The sequence below is a fragment of the Desulfurella amilsii genome (assembly GCF_002119425.1).
Classification (GTDB): domain Bacteria; phylum Campylobacterota_A; class Desulfurellia; order Desulfurellales; family Desulfurellaceae; genus Desulfurella; species Desulfurella amilsii.
This window is the reverse complement of the sequence record NZ_MDSU01000004.1, coordinates 17,490-38,286: the sequence shown is the minus strand read 5'-3', so window position 1 is coordinate 38,286 and position 20,797 is coordinate 17,490. Positions and strand designations below refer to the sequence as shown.

The following is a 20,797-nucleotide window of genomic DNA, read 5'->3' as shown; positions in this document are numbered from 1 at the left end:
AAATGGCAATTTACAAAATTATTGTAACAGGAAGTTTTAATTCAGGTAAAACAGAATTCATAAAATGTGTTAGCGAAATCGATCCTATTACTACAGATAAGCCCGTTACAGAAAGTGGATTAAAAGAAATAAAAAATTTTACCACTGTAGCTATAGATTTTGGAATAATAACTATAGATAAGGATATTATAATACACATTTATGCAACACCCGGTCAACAACGCTTTAAGTTTATTTACGATATTTTGGAAAAAAATGCTCTGGCAATTATAGTACTAGGTGACATAACCAGCGAAGAATCTGTTTCAAACATGTATAAATACTACCGCGAATTTATGAAAATTAAAAGACTGCCAGCTGTATTTGCTCTTACCAAAAAAGACCTACCAAATAGCATAGAAGATGAAACCATAAAGTCATTGCTTTCAAATAAACCGCAAGAAATACCTCTCATTAAAATTTCAAATAAAAATAAAGAGGAAGTAAAGCAAGCTATATTGCTTGCTTTAGAGCAGTTAATTGAAGAAGATTAATCTTTAAAACCAACTCTCAAAGCGCCCCAATGTTTTTGATTTATTATTATTGGCATAGAAATATCGTACATGATTTTTCCTAAATCTCGAGGATAGATCTGAAACAAAATAGGGTCTGTGTTTTTTGCAGCTGCAAACCCTGTTGGGTCGTTAAAGATACGCATTGAACGGTTCCCTGCAAGATCTTTTTTATAATCGCCTGTAAGGGGCTTGTCATAGATAGAGTTATGTGCTGGTAAGTAGCCGTTTTCATCAACCAAAACCACAAAGACAAATTTTTTATTCATACTTAGCACTTCATCTTCAATAGGCTGTATGTATGTTTTTATAAAATTAGTAAATTTAGTTTTGTATTTTTGTGGATTTGTATTTTCTATAGGTACATAGTTTCTGTCCCAAAGGTCTTCTTCTGTTATTTTGCCATCTTTTAGAGCATTTTCTATTGTAATTTGCACCCTTTCAGCTGACGATTTTAAAATTTCATAAGTAATTTTAAAAATTTCATCTTCTTCAAAAATAAAACTCATAATGCATCTTTCAGGCTCTTTTTTCATGTAGCCTTTTTCTTCTTTTTTCATTTTTGGTGTTAAAAATGAAAGTGTATTTTTTGCCAAAACATCTAGATATGTAGAAAAAAGTGGAGGATATGGACATACGCTTGTATCAACTGGCCCACCGCCTACGCCAACTGGACAAAACATACAGGAATCTTTTCTGATAGTAACCGTTGCAATCATTCTGGAATCTTCTTGCGAGACAGATACGTTATAATGATTGGCAAACAAAAGATACTCGTTTAAGGCATCCATTGCTTTGTTTATATTAATGTCTAAACTCTCTTGCATGCTAAATTTTGGGAGTAATTTTTTGTACATTTGGTGTAATACAAGCCTTTGCGCCGTAGCTTTCATAGCAGGCACTATAATAGCTTGGTTCATTATCCCTAAATCGTAAGAAGATCCAACAAGCGATGCCCAAAAAACATGAGCACCACTTAGCTTCTCTAAACGCTCTTTTTTATCTTCATCGCTCATTACACACCTCTTAATACATTAATTCTTTGAGTTTTTTTGAGGTATTTTTAATATCTAAGTAAAGCAATCCTAACTTAACATCTGATCTAGCAAGAACAATCAAAACTGCTTCACTGCCAGCTGATGTCAATATAATATAGCCTTTGTCTCCTTTTACGGTAACCTGCTCTGGCACGCCTTTTTCTAATTCATCCACAGCTCTTTCACCTAACGTTAGCAATGCAGCAGACATAGCAGCAACCCTGTCTTCATCGAAATTAGCAGGCAATTGGGAGCTTATCATTAAACCATCTGAGCTAACTAAAGCTGAACCCTCAATTTGAGGATTAAGTCTAACTAATTCAGCCAATTGTGCGTTAAGATCCTCTTCTTTCATTATTAACCTCCAATGTAATTTTTTAACTTATATAATAATTAATTAAAGATGTCAAGCATATAAAGCTTAATAGTATTTTTTAAAGACTTAAACAATCATGTTGTAGTATATTTTATCTTTGAAATTGCAAAGTAAGTTGTTAACAAGCGTTTTTATGTTTTTTTGGCTTGATTGGATGTACATATCATCTTTAAGAACTAAATTAGATAATATACCGGGATTTTTGGTTAAAAAGACTTTATATTCATTTTTTGAAAATCTTAACAGTCCAATCTCAATAGAATGTAGGTGTTTTATTTCATTTAACGCATTAATAAAATCTTTATAATCATCTGCATTGTCAACAAAAAAAGGATCAAAGCGAATCCCTATATTAAATCCAGCTTGATCCAATAATTTTATAGCATTCAGCCGTCTTACAAGACTTGGCGTATATGGTTCAAATTTATCTATAACATTTTGAGGGGTTAGAGAAAAAGCAATTATTGTATTTTTAAAAGGTTTTTCTTTTAATAATTTATCTATCATAACTGATTTTGTTCTAATTTCTAGAATTGCATCAAGTTCTTCAAAAAACCTTGCAAATTTTATATAACTTGCATCAAAAATACTAAGGGCTACAGGGTCTGAAAATGTTCCTAAGTAAAAGTATAATGGTCTTAGTTTGTCATTTTTAAGAGTTTTTTTAATAGCGCAAAAATAATCTTTGATATTTTTAAATATAACGGGGTTAAATGTTTTAAAATAGCCTTTTAAAAAACAATACGAACAATCATACATGCAGTTATAAGACTGAATAATAGAGTACCCGTATGTATTTGCAGGCGTATAATTATCAGGTGTTTTTCTCAAAAATTCACCTTTCTTTGTAGCATAAATTAGTGCACATTTGTCTTTTAGATTGTGAAAGTAACTTACATAGTCATTTATTTTTTTATCACAATCGCCTTTTAGCGGTTTTTCGCACAATATGTATTTGAGTTTAAAGGGTTTTTTGATGTTTTTTGCCGTATTTATTTTAATTTTTTTATAAACATTCTGACGCATTGTAAATGTGTAGCGTTTTTTTTCAAATAGCTTTTTCAAGTTAAAAAGTACATTTACATTAGCTATGGCAGTATTTAGGAATATCTCTGTTAAATTGTTATTTGCAATCTGTTTTAAAAGCTCAAGTATTTTAACAACTTTTGAGTAGTCGAACTTAAATTCTTTTGAAAATTGGTTATTATTATCGCTTATTAATTTTATTATAAAGCCATTTATACCCAACTCATTTAAAGCTTTTGCAAAAAAATATGCCTCCATATCAATGCAATCAGCAAGATAGCTTAAGTTTTTATCGAATGCATAATTACCTAAAACACTTAAACAATCAACATTTTTGAATCCATCTATAGAATTTATTTCAACAGGATTTAAGATGGGGTCTAAGCTAGAATCTAAAAGCTTTACTTTATTAACTACTACAACTTCACCTATTTTTAGGCTTGCTAGGTTTCCTGCAAGACCAAAAAGCACACATAGTTGTGGTTTGAGTTGTTCATTCAATTTTGCTATATTTAATGCTAAACTCAAACCACCTTTACCATAATTAACATATATTACAATGCCATCTGCGCAAAAAACACTGTGTCTTTTTTGCGCATCAAAGTGCTCTATAAATAATTTAGCTTCGCCAAGATGTTCAAATGCCAAAAGCAACATCAAAAATCAAATATAATAATATTGCCGTATATGTCTGTAATTTTAATCTCTTTTAGTTTTTGATTGTTAGGGTATAGCTCTACTTGAGCTATATTGGTTTTTCCTTTAGGAGTCAAAAGAAAATAATCGTTTACCTTCTTTATATTGAAAATTGAATTTATGTTGGTTTTTCCCAAAAACAGGTTATAGAGCACTTGATTAAAACCTTCAAGCGGGTATATTTTTGTGCTATTGCCAATCGTATCGTAAGCTTTTGAGTCTTTAAGCTTTATCGTTTCATTATTATACGCAAAAACCATGTATTGACCTTTTTTTATCGTTAATGTACCGCTTCTTTCAATTTTTTGTTTTGTCATTGCATTAATGGCAATTTGTTTAAAATGTAAAAATTGATAGTTATTAACCGATATGCCTAAATCTTTAAGCGTATATCCAAATGCGCTAGTTGTGAGCAAGACCAACAAGCTTATTAACATCATCAATTTCTTCATCTTCTAAGTACCTCCTTATTCCTTCAATTATTTTTAAACTTATATCTGGCTCTACAAAATTTGCTGTGCCAATTTGTATCATAGATGCGCCAGCCAGTATATATTGAACTGCAACGTCTGCGTTGTATATACCTCCAACACCTATTATCGGTATATTAACCTTTTCATAGGTTTCATACACCATCTTCAAACCTACAGGGTAAATAGCAGGACCGCTTAGTCCACCAAATTTATTGCCTAAAAACGGCTTCTTTGTTTTTGTGTCAATAATCATTCCTGTTAGAGTGTTAATTAAGCTTACAGCATCAGCTTTTGCAGATTGAGCTGCTTGAGCAATTAGTGCAATATCTGTAACATTTGGTGTTAATTTAACAATAATAGTTTTATCGCAGACTTTTTTTATACTAGAAATTAATACAAAAACAACCTCTGGATCTTTACCAAATGCTGCACCACCTGCTTTTACATTTGGGCATGATACATTAATTTCCAAAGCGGCGATTTGCTTATAATTATTTAGTCTACCTGCAAGCTCCACAAATTCTCCAATCTCGCTTCCATAAATATTCACTATTAAATTTGTTCTTATACTGTCAAATTGAGGTAAAACTTCACTTACAAATTTTTCTAAGCCTATGTTTTGCAAACCAATAGAATTTAGCATACCACATGGTGTCTCAACAATACGCGGTGGCGGGTTGCCCTGCCTTGGGTTTAGACTTAAGCCTTTAACAATTACGCCACCAAGCAAGCCTATGTCAAAAAAACGATTGTACTCAATACCCCAACCAAATGTACCTGAGGCAACTAATACGGGGTTTTTGAATCTTAAATTTGATAGTTTTACCTCTAAATTTACCATATAATCTCCGTATAGTTAAACGCTGGGCCATCTTTGCAAACCTGTTTGTAACCATTAATAGTGTTAATACTGCATCCCAAGCACACACCAAAGCCACAAGCCATGTTAGACTCAAGCGATATATCCATACTAAAACCTTTTCTATCTGCAAGCTCACACAATGCCTTCAACATGCCTTTTGGACCGCAAGCATAAACATGGAATGAATTGTCTAAATCTTCCAACAAATCAACCACACTGCCCTTTTTCCCTAAAGAGCCATCCAGCGTTGCAATTTCTCCAAAATCAACAAAACAGTCTTCTTTTGAGTTAAAACCAAAAAAGCAATGTGATGTAATATTTTTTGAATCTAAAAAATACTTTAAACCAATAAGCGGCGCAACACCAATACCGCCTCCACACAACACAATACGCTTGTTTCTTAAATCAAACCCATTACCAAAAGGACCAGTAAAATCAATTAAATCACCCTTTTTATACGATTTTAAAATGTTTGTTCCAAGACCTATAACTTTATAGTAAATATCTATTGTTTCATCTACTTTTGCTATACTGAACGGTCTTCTAAGCAATGGTTCGTTAAGCTTGTTTATTTTTAGCATTAAAAATTGGCCCGGTTCATACTTAAATCCTTCGGGTACTTGCAGTTGTAGATAGTAAGTATCTTTTGCAACTTGATCATTGTTTAAAACGATTGTTTTCATGATTAAGAGATATCCTCTATCTCAAAGTTTTTAATACCTGCTGGCACCTTAACGCTTACCACATCACCAACCTCTTTGCTCAAAAGTGCAAGCGCAATAGGGCTATTTACGGATATTTTGCCATCATTTGGGTTTGCTTCGTCTTCGCCTACAATCATGTATTCAACTTCTTCATCTGTGTCTGTATTGAGCAATTTTACCTTACATCCAAAGCTTATTTTATCTTTTGAAACACTATTTGGGTCTATTATACAAGCTTTATTAATTTTATTTGAGATTTCAGAAATGCGCTTTTCTATGAATACTTGTTTTTCCTTTGCAGCATGATACTCAGCATTTTCACTCAAGTCACCCTTTGCACGAGCTTCTTCTATTTCTTTTATAATTTTCGGTCTTTCGATTTTTTGCAATCTTTCTAATTCGTCAATGAGCTTATTGTATCCTTTTGGCGTAAAAAAAGCTTTATCACCCATTATTAGGCTCCTTATAGTAATCTTGTATTGCTTTTACATCTATAGTTTGTGAATTAATTTTTGCCGTTATGGCTTCTATGCTTGCCAAAGTTCCCCAAACAGTTGTGCAGTATGGTATATTTTTCAAAAGCGATAACCTCCTTATATGAAATGAGTCGCTAAAAGATACTTTACCAGATGGCGTGTTGATGACAAAGTTTATTTCATCGTTTATTATCAAATCAAGTATATTTGGCCTGCCCTCACTAACTTTTTTTACATAAAAAACATTGTGCAAATTTTTGATCATGTTGTAAGTCCTTTGAGTAGCAAAAACTTTGAAACCTAAATTGATCAATTTTTGGGCAATCTCACCCACATAGGATTTATCTTTATCAGCAAGAGACAAAAATACATTACCTTTTACGGGTAAAACCGAACCACTTGCATAAAAAGCTTTATAGTATGCAAGTGAGAAATCCTTATCTATACCCATAACCTCACCCGTTGATTTCATCTCTGGACCTAACACAACATCTACATCTGGAAACTTAGCAAATGGCAAAACAACTTCCTTAACAGCATAATATTGTGGAACTACTTCTCTAACATTAAGCTCTTTAAGCTTTCGTCCAAGCAATACTTTTGTGGCAATTTTTGGCCAAGCAATTCCTGTGGCTTTGCTAACAAACGGTATTGTCCTGGATGCTCTGGGGTTAACCTCAAGAATATAGATGCTTTTATCTTTGATTGCAAATTGAATATTTATAAAACCTTTAATATTCAATTCTTTTGATATAATTATTGTTTGGTTTGTTAGCTCATCAATCATTTGCTTACTCAATGTTCTTGGCGGCAGAGAACAAGCAGAATCTCCAGAGTGCACGCCAGCTGCCTCTATGTGTTCCATTATACCACAAATAACCGTATCAGTACCGTCTGATAGTGCATCAACATCAATTTCTATTGCATCTTCCAAAAACTTATCTATTAATATAGGATGCTCTCCAGAGACCTTTATGGCTTCTTTCGAATATTTTTCCATATGCGATTGATCGTAGACTATCGTCATAGCTCTTCCGCCCAACACATAAGAAGGTCTAACAAGCACAGGATAGCCAATATTGTTTGCTATGTTTATTGCTTGTTCGATTGTTGTAGCTGTTGCACTATTTGGCTGTCTTAAGCCTAACTGGTCAATTAGTTGTTTAAATAACTCTCTATCCTCAGCTAAATCTATACTTGATGAGTCTGTACCTAATATTTTAACATTATTTTTTTGCAAATCTTTTGCAAGCTTTAGTGGTGTTTGCCCTCCAAATTGTAAAATAACGCCTTCTGGATCTTCATTTTCTATAACGTTCATAACATCTTCAAATGTTAAAGGTTCAAAATAAAGTTTGTCAGAAATATCATAATCGGTAGACACAGTTTCTGGGTTGCAATTTATCATTATAGATTCATAACCTTCTTCTTTTAATGTGAGGCTTGCATGCACGCATGTGTAATCAAACTCTATACCTTGACCAATTCTATTTGGGCCACTGCCTAAGATTACGACTTTTTTGGAGTTAGATTTCTTTGACTCATTTTCATGTTCGTAGGTTGAATATAAATATGAAGTGTAGGATTCAAACTCAGCAGCGCACGTATCAACCATTTTGTAAACATTTTTAACATTAAGGTTTCTTGCAAAAGACCTTATGTCCTCTTCTTTTTTACCTGTAAGTTTAGCAAGATATTTATCAGAAAAACCATATTGTTTTATTTTTCTGATATTTTCTATATTAACACCAATTAATTTTATTTGGTTTTCCATGTCCAGTATTTGCTTTATATTAGCTAAAAACCATTTGTCAATAAATGAATATTTATATATTTCATCTACAGACATTCCCATTCTCATAGCCTTTGCAATATAAAAGAGTCTCTTGCTGTTTGGGTGCACAATTTTATCAATAATTTTTGATATATCATTTTCTTCTACATCTTCAAGGCCATAATGATCCATTTCTAAGGAGCGGATGGCTTTTTGTAAAGATTCTTTAAATGTACGCCCAATTGCCATAACCTCGCCCACGCTTTTCATTTGCATACCAATTTCATCTTTTGTATTAAATTTTTCAAATGTAAAGCGTGGTATTTTGGTAACAACATAGTCAAGCGTTGGTTCAAAACTTGCAGGGGTTTTTTTTGTTATGTCGTTGGATATTTCGTCTAAAGTATAACCAATACTTAAAAGCGTTGCAATTTTAGCTATGGGGAAACCCGTAGCTTTACTTGCCAAAGCGCTTGAGCGAGATACTCTTGGGTTCATTTCTATTACATAAAATTCTCCGTTTTGTGGGTTAACACAGAATTGTATATTGGATCCACCTGTTTCTACACCAATTTCTCTAATTATTGCAATACCTGCATCCCTTAACAATTGGTATTCTTTGTCTGTAAGGGTTTGCGCTGGTGCAACTGTAATTGAATCACCAGTATGAACGCCCATTGGATCAAAATTTTCTATTGAGCAAATAATCACAACATTATCCGCTTTATCTCGCATTACTTCCAACTCGAATTCTTTCCAGCCAATTACAGATTGTTCGACTAATATTTCTCTAATTGGACTCTGACCTAAACCCCATTTTACCACAGATTCAAACTCTTCTTTATTGTAGGCAATACCAGCACCAGTACCTCCTAGTGTAAAAGAAGGTCTAATAATTGCAGGAAAACCAATCTCGCTTACAGCAATATTTGCCTCTTCAAGGCTTCTAACAACTGTGGATTTTGGCGTTTTAAGGCCTATTTTGCGCATAGATTCTTTAAATAGTTCTCTATCTTCAGCTTTTTTGATAGATTCTATATTTGCACCTATGAGCTTGACATTGTATTTATCAAGCACACCAGCTTCATAAAGACCCATGGCAGTATTTAAAGCCGTTTGACCGCCCAATGTTGGCAATAAATGCGTTGGCCTTTCTTTTGCAATTATTTTTTCAATAAACTCTACGCTTATTGGTTCGATATAGGTTTTATTTGCAAGTTGTGGATCTGTCATAATTGTGGCCGGGTTAGAATTAACTAAAATAACCTCAATCCCTTCTTTTGATAAAGCCCTACAACTTTGAGTGCCAGAATAATCAAATTCACATGCCTGACCAATTACTATCGGACCAGAGCCTATAATAAGAACCTTTTTTATAGAGTTGTCTTTTGACATACATTAACCTCATTTTTCAAAGTGTCTTAAACATAATACAAATTTTTAAATTTATTGCAAAATTTCTTCAAGGGCATTGTTTGTAGTTGTTTCCATAAAGAACGGATAAGCATAAAAACCTTTTTTAAAACCAATGTGGAGGTTGAGTGCTGTATAACCCCCTGTGGTTGCTATCCCAAAAAAATAAGCAGGATCAATATGACTGTAGTGTTTGTATAAAAATTTTAATTCATTAATAATATTTAGATCCCAATTGCTTGCAAGCGAATCTGTGCCAATTGCAACATTTATGCCGCTATTTTTCAACAGTTCTAAATTTGGCAAGGATTTACTTATGTAATAGTTACTGCGCGGAGCTATTACAATACTAGCATCTATGCTTTTTAAATATTCAATTTCATCTGGCTTAATATGAACACAGTGAACAAATAAGCCTTTTTTTATATCTCCCAAGCTTTTTATGTACTCGATTGCGCTTGAAAAATGAAGCTGATTGTCTATTAAACCTTTTTCTTGTAGCATTTCAAATAAATCGCCTCTAGAGTTAACAAACGGATTTTCAAATTCACTTTCTAAAAAATGAAAGCTAAATAAATCACTGCCAAACTTTGGGTTGTTCTTTAGCATTGTATACCCCAATAAATCTCTATGTGTTGAATACACAGAATGTGCTGTAACATCAATTTTCATTTTGTATGTTTGTCTTATGTTTTCAATGTTATTTTCAATATAGGCTATTTTTTCTTGCGCTTGTTTTTTTCTTAAAGAATAGTTTTCAAAAAAAACAATAGCTTTTGGTATTTTTTTAAGATAATTACAGCTTTTAAGCGTATTGCTAATATCTGCAACTGCGCAAACGCCGCTTTTAATTAAGCTGTCAAGTGCTTTTTTTATGGCTTCATCCGTTTGAGTTTCGTTGGCTTGAACTTTAGTTTCTATCATCGTTTTTAGCCATTTTACAAAGCCTAAGTATGGCTCAATACTTACATTGGATAAATCAAGGTGCGTATGGGCATTAACAAAACCGCTAAATAAAACACCCTCTCCATAATCTTTTACTACTGCTTCAGGGTAAGTTTTTTTTGCAAGCTTAATTGGTAACAAGTCAACTACCATATTGTTGTGGCTTACACAGCCCAACCCTTTTAATATTTCTTTACCATTGAATAACCACTTTGCATAAAGCATTTCCATATAAAAGTTAATACTATATCAATTTTTTTATAATGTCAACTTTAAGCAACCGTTATATAATTTACAAAAAAACGCTTGACAAAAAAACAGCTTTAATTAGAATTTACCTTGTGAAAAAAATAAAAGTTCCTGTTGAAAAAAGCGTTGGATTAGCTTTAGCTCATGACATTACATATATTAACAAAGAAGAGGGTTTTAAGGGTGCTCGCTTTAAAAAAGGCCATATAGTTGGACAAAGCGATGTTGATATCTTAAAATCAATAGGTAAAAGCTATATTTATAAGCTAATACCAGATGAAAATGATATCCATGAAGATGATTTTGCTATTCAAATTGCCCCATACATTGCAGGAGAAAATATTTTTTATGATAAGTCTCCTACCGAAGGCAAAATCAATTTTTACTCGGCAATTGATGGCTTATTAAAGATAGATAAAAACAAATTGTTTAAAATAAACGCTATCAGTGATTTATCACTACCTTGCATCCACAATAACTTTGCATGCAATGAAAACAAAACCATTGCCGCTTTTCGCATTATTCCACTTTATACAAAGAAAAAAGTATTAGAAAAAGTAAAAAAAATTCTCGATACATCAATTTTTAATGTTATTGCCTACAGCGTCAAAACAATTAATGCGATAATTACTGGAAATGAAATTTACTATGGTTTGAGAAAAGATTTATTTAAAAGTCATATTGAGGGCAAGCTAAAAAAATATGGTTGCATAATTAACGATTGTAGAATAGTTCCAGATGATACAAAAGCCATTATTGAAGCTTTAAATCAATTAAAAACAGCTGATTTGATATTTGTTTGCGGCGGAAGCAGTGTTGATCCAGACGATGTAACAAAACAATCCCTATCAAAAGCCAAAGTGAAATTTGTATTTAAATCTAATCCAATACAGCCAGCAAACAATTTAAGCATTGGATACCTTGAAAATAGCACGATTTGCGTTGTGCCAGCAGGTAGTCTATACTATAAAGCAAGTGCCTTAGATATTTTTTTGCCACGACTGCTTGCTAAAGACCATATTGATAAAAAAGAGCTAAAATTTTATAGTGAAGGGGGATTATGCCACTTTTGCGATTACTGCACATATCCAATATGCCCATTTGGAAAGTAATATGAAGAAAAATGTCTTAGAAGCGCTAGAGATTGTACTGGATTGCTCTAAAACAAAGCCGTCACAAACGGTTTTTTTGAGCGATTCTTTGGGGAGGGTAGCTTGCATTGATATTCTAGCAAAGTCAGATTACCCTTGCCTAAATAAAACGGCAATGGATGGATATGCAATAGTTTATAAAAATAAAGACAAACCATTAAAAGAAGTATTCGATATTAACCAGTTTGATGAAAATAGCGCCTTTAGATTAAACACAGGCAATGATATACCCCAAATATGCGACTCAGTTATTGAAGTAGAACTTATTGAAAAACATGATGGTTATATAAAACTAAGCAAAAATGTAGAAAAGTATAGAAATTTTGTTTTTGCTGGATCTGAAATCAAAAAAGGTGAAATTGTAATAAAAAAAGGAGAGCTTATTAACGAGCAAAAAATGGCTCTGCTTGCATATGTGGGAGAAGTTTTGATTGAGGTATATCAAAAACCCATAGTTGGCATTATTACAACAGGTGATGAAGTTGTTTTTCCTGGTGCAACAGCTCAAAAAGGGTCTGTTTACAACACGAATTACTTTTATCTAAACGGCTTTGTAAAAAAGCTAAATGCCGAGTGCATATATTTTGGGCACATAAGAGATAATATCAATGAGCTGGTTGAAACTTATCGTTATGCGTTATCACGCTGCGATATACTTGTTAGTACAGGTGGTTCATCAAAAGGCACAAAAGACTTTACCAAAAAAGTTTTTGAAGCTTTAGGAATTGATATAAAATTTGATGAAACAACAGTTAAGCCGGGTAAGCCTTTAATTTTTGGTAATTTAGGTGATAAATTAGTATTTGGCATGCCGGGTTGGCCTTCGTCTTTGGTAGTAAATACCCAGGTATTTTTAAAACCCGCTTTAAAGAAATTATCAGGCTTAACTAACTATAAAAACGCTATTTATTATGCCTCAACAACAAAATCAATGCATTCTAGAATGGGCAAGGACTACTTTAATCGCGCAATCTTAACATATAATAATAAAGGTCTATTTATAGAACCACTCGAATCTCAAGACACAAGCAATTTTTTTTCAATGGCAAAGGCAAATTGTTTGGTGTGGCTTGATGCTTCGACTGGCGATGTAGAAAATGGCACGCTTTTGACAGTTATTACAATTGATTAAAACTATTTTATCAGATTAAAATCTAAGTCGGATCCTGGTATTGTTGAGCTTATTTTAATGTCACTTTTTGCTTCTAAATATTTATTCTTTATGTCTTCTGGCACATCTTCGAATTCATAAACAATTTTATCTACAGAAATTTTACCACCAATTTTTTCCTCAAAAGGAAAACCATAAGGCAATATTGCAAGTTGGATACTGCCAGATGATGGTATTACCTGAATAAGAGCAACATCCTCTAAATAATCTAACACTTTTGTACCTATAACTGTTTCTCCCGTAACAATCTTTACAATTTTAATTTCCATACAAACCCTCCTTACCTCACTAAGATTATACAATATTGAGACTTTGTCAATAATAAAATTAAACAGATATTTTAAGGTTGACAAAACCGCCTATTGTAGTCTACAATTGGATAGCTAAAAAAATTAATGTTTTTTAAAGGAGGGCGTATGAAGCTTTTGGCAAGTTTGTTTTTGGTGACGTTTTTTTTAACAGCTACTGCTTTTGCTCAAACTCAAGATAAAGTATTAGCTACGGTTAATGGTTACGAAATTACTCAATCGGCTGTGGATAATATTATAAAATCTCTTCCTGCTGGTGCTGTAAACAATAAAAACACCGCGCAAGTGAGAGAAAACGTTTTAAATTCACTTATTAGCGAAAGGGTTTTGCTTAATGAAGCAAAAAAACTCAATTTAGAAAAAGACCCGCAGGTTACGCAAGAAATTAAAACTCAAACAGACAATATTCTAATTAATGCTTTATTGCAAAAGAAATTTGGCAATCAAAATTTTACACCAACAGATAAAGAAATAACGGACTTTTATAATCAAAATAAATCAAAACTAAAGGATTCAAAAGGTCAAATATTGCCATTAAGTAAAGTAAAACCTGAGATTTCACAGTATTTGGCAAATTTGAAGAAAAAACAAGCATTGGACAGTTATATTGAAGAATTAAAAAAGCAGGATAAAATTATTATAAACAAATAAAAATGAAATTATTAACGCTAATTTTAGCGTTAACTCTACTTGCTGGCTGTAGCTACAAAGAAAAAGTTTCTGTAATTCCAACGCTTCGGCCAGCAGTAGAAATAAAAACGCAAAATAAGCCTTCAAATTTTCTAATTGCAGGTTTCTATCCTTATTGGGAACAATCAAAATTTCCTCCTCAAATTGCAATAAATAATAGTATAAATGTATTATACCATGCTTTTGTATGGCCGGATAGAAATGGCAATCTTGTTGTACCAAAAAGTTTTAACAATAAAGAAATTGTAGATATTGCTACAAGCAAGAACATAAAAGTTATTTTGTCTGTTGGCGGCGGTGGCAATTCTGGTTATTTATCAAGTGTGCTAAACAACCCTCAATTATTTCAAAATTTTGCTGATCAATTAATAAATTTTATTAAGAAAAACCAGTATAATGGCGTTGATATAGATTGGGAATTTCCAAAAAATTCAACTGATGCTTTAAATTTGAACAAATTTGTTCAAATTTTGAAACAAAACCTTGGGAATGACTATATAATTTGCGTCGATTTACCTTATGCAAATTATAGTGGCAGATATTTTGACATTGATTTTTTAAAATATTTTGTAAGCTACTTTGTCGTTATGTCTTATGATTATTCTGGGGCTTGGAGTCACATTAGTGGTTACAATGCTCCGCTCAAACCAGGTTTTTGCAACACACACGATATACAAAAAAGCATTGAGTACTGGCTTGCAAGAGGAATTGATTCTAAAAAAATACTTCTTGGTATACCATTTTATGGCAGGGCTTTTAATGCTGACGAACCATGTCAAGAATTCAATCAATCTTTTGCTACTACATATAGAAATATATTATCCCTTCTAAAAAACGAAGATTATCAATATTTTTGGGATTTTATGACAAAAACACCATATTTAGTAAATAAAAAAAATAAGATCTACTACAGTTTTGACGACTCATCATCAATTAATGATAAGATACGCTATGCTTTTGAGATGAATTTAGGCGGTATTGCAATATGGGAAATAACTCAAGATATCGTAGATAACCATCATCTCTTGCTACCAGATCTCGTTCAAACAATAAAAAATAATCAGTTATTAAACTAGAACAGATTTTGCTACACTTAGCTTTGGAGGTGCTTTGATGCTAAGTGGTATTTACACGTCAGCTAGTGCAATGATTATTGCAGCCCAAAGGGTAAACAACATTGCAAATAATATAGCAAACTCAAATACAATTGGTTTTAAAAGTGAAGGTATTAATCAGAAAAGCTGGTCAGAATTTAATGGCTATGGTGAAGCCAAACTACCCATTGCGCAAAACACACAATTAGCGGCAAATTTTATAAATGAAGCTGTAAATTCAGTTGTTCATATGGATAAAGACTACATAAATTTTACGCAAGGCTCTCTAGAAAAAACGGGCAATAAGCTAGATTTTGCAATCGAAGGCAGAGGCTTTTTTGCTGTGCTTACTCCAAATGGTATAGAATATACCAGAGGCGGTCAATTTGGTATAAATAGTCAAGGAATATTGGTTCAAAGAGGCACAAATTACCCTGTGCTGGGTGAAAATTATTTTAAGAATGGAAAATTTATTAAAGTTGATTCTCAAACAGCTTTTTCTCAAACTGGTGCAGTTCTAGACAATGGAGCGCAAACAGACACTATCGCAATTAGAGATTTTAGCAACTATGGAAATTTGAGAAAAGTGGGCGATAATTGTTTTGTGCCAGTAAATAACATGCAGCCACAATTAACAGCAAACTTTATGCTAAAAGAAGGTTATTTGGAACAATCAAATGTTAATATTGTAAAAGAAATGGTAGAGCTTATACAAAATCAACGCTCATATGATAGTTATCAAAAAGTAATATCAACATTTGCAAACCAACTGATACCTAATACAATCCAGATAGGCAGCGTTACTTAAAAAAGGAGGAAATAAAAAATGATAAGGGCATTGTGGACAGCATCTACTGGCATGCAGGGCCAACAAACAAACATAGATGTTATAGCAAACAACCTAGCAAACGTTAACACAGTGGGTTTTAAGCGTTCTAGAGCTGATTTTGAAGATTTAATATATCAAACGCAAAAGGAAGCTGGTGTTAACACGACCTCCAATACAGTTGAACCAACAGGTATACAAATTGGTTTGGGTACGCAATTAGCAGATGTATCAAAAAATTTTATGCAAGGTAGTTTGCAAGAAACAGGAAACCCACTTGATTTAGCATTACAAGGCAGCGGTTTTTTCCAAATTACAATGCCAGATGGAACAATCGCATACACAAGAGCCGGTGATTTTAAATTAGACAATAACGGTAGAATCGTTACAACAGACGGCTATCCTTTATCACCAGAAATTACTGTGCCGCAGGATACAACATCGATAAGCGTGGGAAACGATGGTACAATTTCTGTGTTGGAAGCAGGTCAAACTACACCCACGCAGCTTGGTCAAATACAACTTGCTTTTTTTGCTAATCCAGCAGGTCTTAAAGCAATTGGTCAAAATTTATTTCAACAAACTGTATCATCAGGCACACCAACGCTGGGTACACCAGGTATAAACGGTCTTGGGACAATTAATCAGGGTTACCTTGAAATGTCAAATGTTAGTGTTGTTCAAGAAATGGTCGATATGATAGCAGCTCAAAGGGCGTATGAGACAAATGCAAAAGTTATACAAACATCTGATCAAATGTTGCAAACTGCTAATAATCTCAAGCAGTAGCTTTATATTTATATTTGTTAGCCTCTCAATAGCTTGCGATATTAATTTAATAAAAAATGTTGAAGTAAACTCAGATAGGGTGTTTATATCAGACATAGCTTCAAAATATCCAAAAAATATTGAAAAAATGCCCATTTCGTTGGCTCCTATGCCAAATGAAACAACAAAAATCGATGCTGATTATTTAAAAAGCATATTAAATGGTAACAATATGCATTATAATATTTGCGGATCGTATTCTATAGTAAAACGAAAGGCATTTTTAATAACAGCTGACACTATATACAAATTAATGGACGAAAAAGACTTAATCATACAGACAAAACTCCCGATCGCCCTGCCCTATAATCACTATACTTTAAGCATTAGCAGTATAAAAAATTATGGAGAATATAGCTGGATACAGTTAACCGTTATGCTTAATAATCAAGTTTATAGAAATTTTTTTATACAATACGTAAAAAAGATTGATTCGCTTGTACCCATAGCAAGCCAAGACATTAGAAGCTACCAAGTAATCTCAAAAGATGACATTGAATATAAAAGGGTTGACTATGTACCTTCTTATGTAATAACAACCAAGGATTCGATTATTAGCGCAAAAGCATTGGGCAATATTAAGGCAGGTAGTTTTTTTACATTTTACAATACACAAAGACAAATGCTAGTCAATATTGGTGATATTGTAAGTGCTATGTATGACAAAAATGGCATAGACATACAAACAAGCGCCAAAGCTTTGCAAATGGGCTATAAAGGTGATATAATAAAAGTAGAATTTAATTCAAAAAGGATTGGAAATGCAAGAGTGATTGGCTTAAGAAAAGTTGAGGTAATCCAATGAAAATTGTCATTGGCATAAGCGGTGCAAGTGGAATTATATATGCAAAAAAATTATTAGAATATCTAAGCGCTTTAAGAAAGTTTCAAATCTTTGCTGTAGCGTCAATTGATGCTATAAAAATAGCAAAAACTGAAATGCAGACAGATTTGATTGAATTTTTTAAATCACTTAAAGTTGAATATTTTAACAATGATGATTTTTACGCTCCACTTGCAAGTGGTTCGTTTTTAATCGACAAAACAATTGTAATACCATGTTCAATAAAAACGCTCTCAAGTGTTGCTATGGGTTTTTCGCAGAGCTTAATTGCTCGAATGTGCGATGTGGCTATCAAAGAAAAGCGCACGTTAACAATCTGCCCAAGAGAAATGCCATTTTCTGCAATACACCTAGAAAACATGCTAAAATTAGCGCAGCTTGGTGTAAATATTGTCCCACCTGTACCTGCTTTTTATAACGAACCCAAAACTATAGATGATTTAGTTAATTTTGTTGTTGGTAAAGTATTAGATGTTACAGGTATAGAAAACGACATTTCTAAACGATGGAAATAAGAAGAACTTTTGGTAATATAAGGCGATTTCGCGAAATATCATTTATTCTTGCAAAGTATGGTTTTGGTTTTGTCACAAAAAATATAAAATTTAGCAAAACTAAACCTTCAACAACCCCAGAACAATTTAGAAAACTACTGGAAGAATTAGGTCCTACTTTTGTAAAATTTGGACAGCTTTTGTCTACTCAAGAAAATATTTTACCGTATGAATTTATAGAAGAGTTAAAAAAACTCCAAGATGATGTAACACCTTTTGAATTTAGCAAAGTGAAATCAATTATAGAAACAGAATTTAAAAAACCATTAAATGAAATTTTTTCTTATTTTAACGAAAATGTAGAAGCAAGCGCTTCATTGGGCCAAGTACACAAAGCGATTCTTACTAGTGGTCAAACTGTTGCAATTAAGGTAAAAAGACCAAACATAGAAAAAACCATACAAGCCGACATAGAGTTATTAAAACAAATTGGCGATTATCTAAACTCAAAATTAAAACTTTATTTTAATTTTGAGATAAAGCCTTTCATAATAGAATTTGAAGAAACTATTAAAAAAGAACTTGACTACGAAATAGAAGCACAATACATGCAAACATTCAAAGAAAACTTAAGTCAATTTAAAAACATTTATGTGCCAAAAGTTTTTTGGGAATACACTTCACGCAATGTACTAACTATGGAGTTTATAGATGGGTATAAGGCAACAAATATAGAGTCTATAAGATCTGCAGGTTTTAATACGGAAAAGTTAGCCACAGAAGGCGCAAAAGTATTCTGGATACAAATATTTGATATAGGCTTATTCCATGCAGATCCTCACCCAGGCAATATCATTATTATGCATGATGGCAGGATTTGCTATTTGGATTATGGGATGGTCGGAAGAGTAACAGAAGAGGATAAATTAAATTTAGTTGAAATGATACTGGGCTTTATACAAAAAGATGCTGATAAAATTTTATTGTCTGTATCTAATTTCACACTAAATACAAATATTTTAAACAATGCTTATCTCAAATCAGATATTGTAGAACTAATAGATATATATCATTCTCTACCTTTAAAAAGAATATACATATCAAAAGTATTAAAAGATTTATTCAAAATTTTAAAGAAATACAATATAATTATCAGCAAAAATTCTTTAAGATTGCTTAGGGCTATTATTATAGCAGATGGTGTCGGAAAGCAATTTTACCCGGATTTTAATTTTACAGAAACAGCAAAACCTTACTTTGAGAGTTTTGCAAAGAAACTTTACTCACCATTTAGAATTTTTAAAAAAATTCTACAACCTAATGCAACTTATGCAATTTTAGCAAATAAAATACCCTTTTTGTTTAAAAAAGCCGAAGGTGCTTTGGAAAGCGGCCATATTAAAGTTGAAATAGAAATTAATGGACTTGATAAGCTTATAAATACAATACGCTTAGTTGCTAAACAAATTGGTATCAGTTTAATAATTAGCGCAGTAATACTTGGTAGCTCAATTTTAATAAAAGATCACTTAGGCAAAACATTTCTCGGCTTACCGATTAAGTTAATTATACCCATTGTTATTATAATAATTTTAGGTATTGGTATTTATAAAGCAGATAAAGATCTCAAATAATTACCCCAGTGATATTCAAAATGGGGTTTTTTATTAGGTCTATTTCAAGTGGAGATATGCGTCTTTTTGAGGCATTATACAATAGCCTTACTGTTGGACGGGTTAGATTTTCTTGATTTATCTTAGAAACTACGCCTATAAAATTCTTGTACCTACCATTTAAAATATACACAGTCGTACCAATAGGATAGGCAGGTATCATGTCAGAAAAAACCCTAAAAGCCTCTATGTTTAATTGTTTGCCAGCCATTCTTTTCATTATAAAAAATGCTTGATCTGGAGTATAGGCGGATCTGTATACGCGAGGTGAGACTAAAGCATCATAAACATTTGTAACGCAAACGATTTCGGCTAAAGGCATAATGTATCCTTCTTCTGCAAGTTTATCTGGCACTGGAAGCAAATTATTGCCTTTTAATCCTCTTGGATAGCCAAGGCCATCTTGTTGCTCATGGTGCTGATAAGCAATGTGAGAGGCAATTATGCCTACTTGAGAAACGTCTTTTAATACTAAATAGCCTATTTGAGGATGTTTTTTGATAAGATCAAACTCTGTACTAGAAAGTTTTCTAGGTTGAGTATAAAGACTTTTGTTTATTAAAATCCTTCCTATATCGTGCAATAAACACCCTTTTGCAAGTTCAACGAGTCTTTTTTTTGTATACAGTGACTTACTTGCAAGGGCTACAGAAAGAATAGTTACATCAAGGCAGTGCTGATATGTAAAATTGTCTTGTCTTTTCAGACTTGCCATGCCATTTAAAACCTTAACATCCCCTAAAGAATTTACAATATCGTATGATATGGATTCTATTGATTTAATAAATGGAGAGTCTGCTAATTTTTTTTTGATTTCACCTTTTTCTATTTTTTTTATAATTTGTTTAAAATCGTCTACATTATCATCTTTTGCAGGCGTTACAATATCAAAAACTTTTTTTATTGTTTTAATTGCTTTTGTTTTAAGCTGATCACTAATGTCATCTTCTACTGTAATATCTTTTGTATCATCATCTTCAATATACACAAACTGATAACCGTATTTATATAGTATATGGATATAATGCTCGTCCAGTTTTACACCTTTATTTAAAAGAACCTGCCCTTTTTCACTAACAATGGCTTTGCCTAGTATATCGTTAGGTTTGAGCGATTTTACAGAAATTAAATACATA

General features: G+C 32.5%; 21 protein-coding genes. 10 read left to right on the top strand and 11 right to left on the bottom strand.

Features of this window, described 5'->3' with window-relative positions:
- Positions 1-2 precede the first annotated feature (2 nt).
- Complete coding sequence (locus DESAMIL20_RS01870; protein ID WP_086033189.1) at positions 3-533, top strand: GTP-binding protein; 531 nt, start codon at positions 3-5, stop codon at positions 531-533.
- Here the strand turns inward: DESAMIL20_RS01870 and DESAMIL20_RS01865 are convergent.
- From DESAMIL20_RS01865 to DESAMIL20_RS01825, 9 genes are all read right to left on the bottom strand, one after another.
- Entirely contained in the window at positions 530-1,567 is a 1,038-nt protein-coding gene (locus DESAMIL20_RS01865) for a hypothetical protein (RefSeq protein ID WP_086033188.1), read from the bottom strand. The two genes, DESAMIL20_RS01870 and DESAMIL20_RS01865, sit on opposite strands and share 4 nt — an antisense overlap.
- Before the next feature lie 10 nt (positions 1,568-1,577).
- Entirely contained in the window at positions 1,578-1,943 is a 366-nt protein-coding gene (locus DESAMIL20_RS01860; protein ID WP_086033187.1) for a roadblock/LC7 domain-containing protein, read from the bottom strand.
- Between the two features lie 87 nt (positions 1,944-2,030).
- A complete protein-coding gene (locus DESAMIL20_RS01855) occupies positions 2,031-3,647 on the bottom strand; it encodes an SPL family radical SAM protein (RefSeq protein ID WP_086033186.1) in 1,617 nt (538 codons plus the stop codon).
- On the bottom strand, positions 3,647-4,138 hold the full coding sequence (locus tag DESAMIL20_RS01850; protein WP_143340222.1) for a LolA family protein: 492 nt from the start codon (positions 4,136-4,138) through the stop codon (positions 3,647-3,649). Before DESAMIL20_RS01850 ends, DESAMIL20_RS01855 begins: the two co-directional genes overlap by 1 nt.
- On the bottom strand, positions 4,089-5,000 hold the full coding sequence (locus DESAMIL20_RS01845) for a dihydroorotate dehydrogenase (RefSeq protein WP_086033184.1): 912 nt from the start codon (positions 4,998-5,000) through the stop codon (positions 4,089-4,091). The genes DESAMIL20_RS01850 and DESAMIL20_RS01845 overlap by 50 nt, the downstream gene beginning before the upstream one ends.
- Positions 4,994-5,704, bottom strand: a complete 711-nt coding sequence (locus DESAMIL20_RS01840) for a dihydroorotate dehydrogenase electron transfer subunit (protein ID WP_086033183.1) — start codon at positions 5,702-5,704, stop codon at positions 4,994-4,996. Before DESAMIL20_RS01840 ends, DESAMIL20_RS01845 begins: the two co-directional genes overlap by 7 nt.
- A 2-nt stretch (positions 5,705-5,706) precedes the next feature.
- Positions 5,707-6,177 carry a transcription elongation factor GreA gene (gene greA / locus DESAMIL20_RS01835; RefSeq protein WP_086033182.1) on the bottom strand — a complete coding sequence of 157 codons (471 nt, stop codon included), beginning with the start codon at positions 6,175-6,177 and terminating at the stop codon, positions 5,707-5,709.
- Positions 6,170-9,370 carry a carbamoyl-phosphate synthase large subunit gene (gene carB / locus DESAMIL20_RS01830; protein WP_086033181.1) on the bottom strand — a complete coding sequence of 1,067 codons (3,201 nt, stop codon included), beginning with the start codon at positions 9,368-9,370 and terminating at the stop codon, positions 6,170-6,172. Before carB ends, greA begins: the two co-directional genes overlap by 8 nt.
- Before the next feature lie 51 nt (positions 9,371-9,421).
- The gene (locus DESAMIL20_RS01825; RefSeq protein ID WP_086033180.1) at positions 9,422-10,564 is read right to left on the bottom strand and encodes an amidohydrolase family protein; all 1,143 of its coding nucleotides are present in this window, start codon (positions 10,562-10,564) and stop codon (positions 9,422-9,424) included.
- A gap of 110 nt (positions 10,565-10,674) precedes the next feature.
- Here DESAMIL20_RS01825 and DESAMIL20_RS01820 point away from each other — a divergent pair, with 110 nt between their 5' ends.
- Both DESAMIL20_RS01820 and DESAMIL20_RS01815 read left to right on the top strand, forming a co-directional pair.
- The gene (locus DESAMIL20_RS01820; protein WP_086033199.1) at positions 10,675-11,694 is read left to right on the top strand and encodes a molybdopterin-binding protein; all 1,020 of its coding nucleotides are present in this window, start codon (positions 10,675-10,677) and stop codon (positions 11,692-11,694) included.
- Position 11,695: 1 nt separating this feature from the next.
- Positions 11,696-12,865, top strand: coding sequence for a molybdopterin molybdotransferase MoeA (locus DESAMIL20_RS01815; protein ID WP_086033179.1), 1,170 nt, complete (start codon positions 11,696-11,698; stop codon positions 12,863-12,865).
- A 2-nt stretch (positions 12,866-12,867) separates the two neighbouring features.
- Here DESAMIL20_RS01815 and DESAMIL20_RS01810 read toward each other — a convergent pair whose 3' ends face one another.
- Entirely contained in the window at positions 12,868-13,173 is a 306-nt protein-coding gene (locus DESAMIL20_RS01810; RefSeq protein ID WP_086033178.1) for a hypothetical protein, read from the bottom strand.
- Positions 13,174-13,320: 147 nt separating this feature from the next.
- Here DESAMIL20_RS01810 and DESAMIL20_RS01805 point away from each other — a divergent pair, with 147 nt between their 5' ends.
- From DESAMIL20_RS01805 to DESAMIL20_RS01775, 7 genes are read left to right on the top strand one after another with little or no spacing between them, the layout of a single operon-like run.
- Positions 13,321-13,863 carry a SurA N-terminal domain-containing protein gene (locus DESAMIL20_RS01805; RefSeq protein WP_158090480.1) on the top strand — a complete coding sequence of 181 codons (543 nt, stop codon included), beginning with the start codon at positions 13,321-13,323 and terminating at the stop codon, positions 13,861-13,863.
- A 2-nt stretch (positions 13,864-13,865) separates the two neighbouring features.
- Complete coding sequence (locus DESAMIL20_RS01800; RefSeq protein ID WP_086033176.1) at positions 13,866-14,978, top strand: glycoside hydrolase family 18 protein; 1,113 nt, start codon at positions 13,866-13,868, stop codon at positions 14,976-14,978.
- Between the two features lie 37 nt (positions 14,979-15,015).
- Positions 15,016-15,804, top strand: a complete 789-nt coding sequence (locus tag DESAMIL20_RS01795) for a flagellar hook-basal body protein (protein WP_086033175.1) — start codon at positions 15,016-15,018, stop codon at positions 15,802-15,804.
- An 18-nt stretch (positions 15,805-15,822) separates the two neighbouring features.
- Positions 15,823-16,611 carry a flagellar basal-body rod protein FlgG gene (gene flgG, locus DESAMIL20_RS01790; RefSeq protein ID WP_086033174.1) on the top strand — a complete coding sequence of 263 codons (789 nt, stop codon included), beginning with the start codon at positions 15,823-15,825 and terminating at the stop codon, positions 16,609-16,611.
- Complete coding sequence (gene flgA / locus DESAMIL20_RS01785) at positions 16,550-17,455, top strand: flagellar basal body P-ring formation chaperone FlgA (protein ID WP_158090479.1); 906 nt, start codon at positions 16,550-16,552, stop codon at positions 17,453-17,455. The genes flgG and flgA overlap by 62 nt, the downstream gene beginning before the upstream one ends.
- Positions 17,452-18,009: a UbiX family flavin prenyltransferase gene (locus tag DESAMIL20_RS01780; protein WP_086033172.1), complete on the top strand. Its 558-nt coding sequence runs from the start codon at positions 17,452-17,454 to the stop codon at positions 18,007-18,009. The genes flgA and DESAMIL20_RS01780 overlap by 4 nt, the downstream gene beginning before the upstream one ends.
- Positions 18,000-19,622 carry an ABC1 kinase family protein gene (locus tag DESAMIL20_RS01775; RefSeq protein ID WP_086033171.1) on the top strand — a complete coding sequence of 541 codons (1,623 nt, stop codon included), beginning with the start codon at positions 18,000-18,002 and terminating at the stop codon, positions 19,620-19,622. Before DESAMIL20_RS01780 ends, DESAMIL20_RS01775 begins: the two co-directional genes overlap by 10 nt.
- Here DESAMIL20_RS01775 and DESAMIL20_RS01770 read toward each other — a convergent pair.
- Positions 19,615-20,796 carry an HD-GYP domain-containing protein gene (locus DESAMIL20_RS01770; RefSeq protein ID WP_086033170.1) on the bottom strand — a complete coding sequence of 394 codons (1,182 nt, stop codon included), beginning with the start codon at positions 20,794-20,796 and terminating at the stop codon, positions 19,615-19,617. The genes DESAMIL20_RS01775 and DESAMIL20_RS01770 overlap by 8 nt on opposite strands.
- Position 20,797 lies beyond the last annotated feature (1 nt).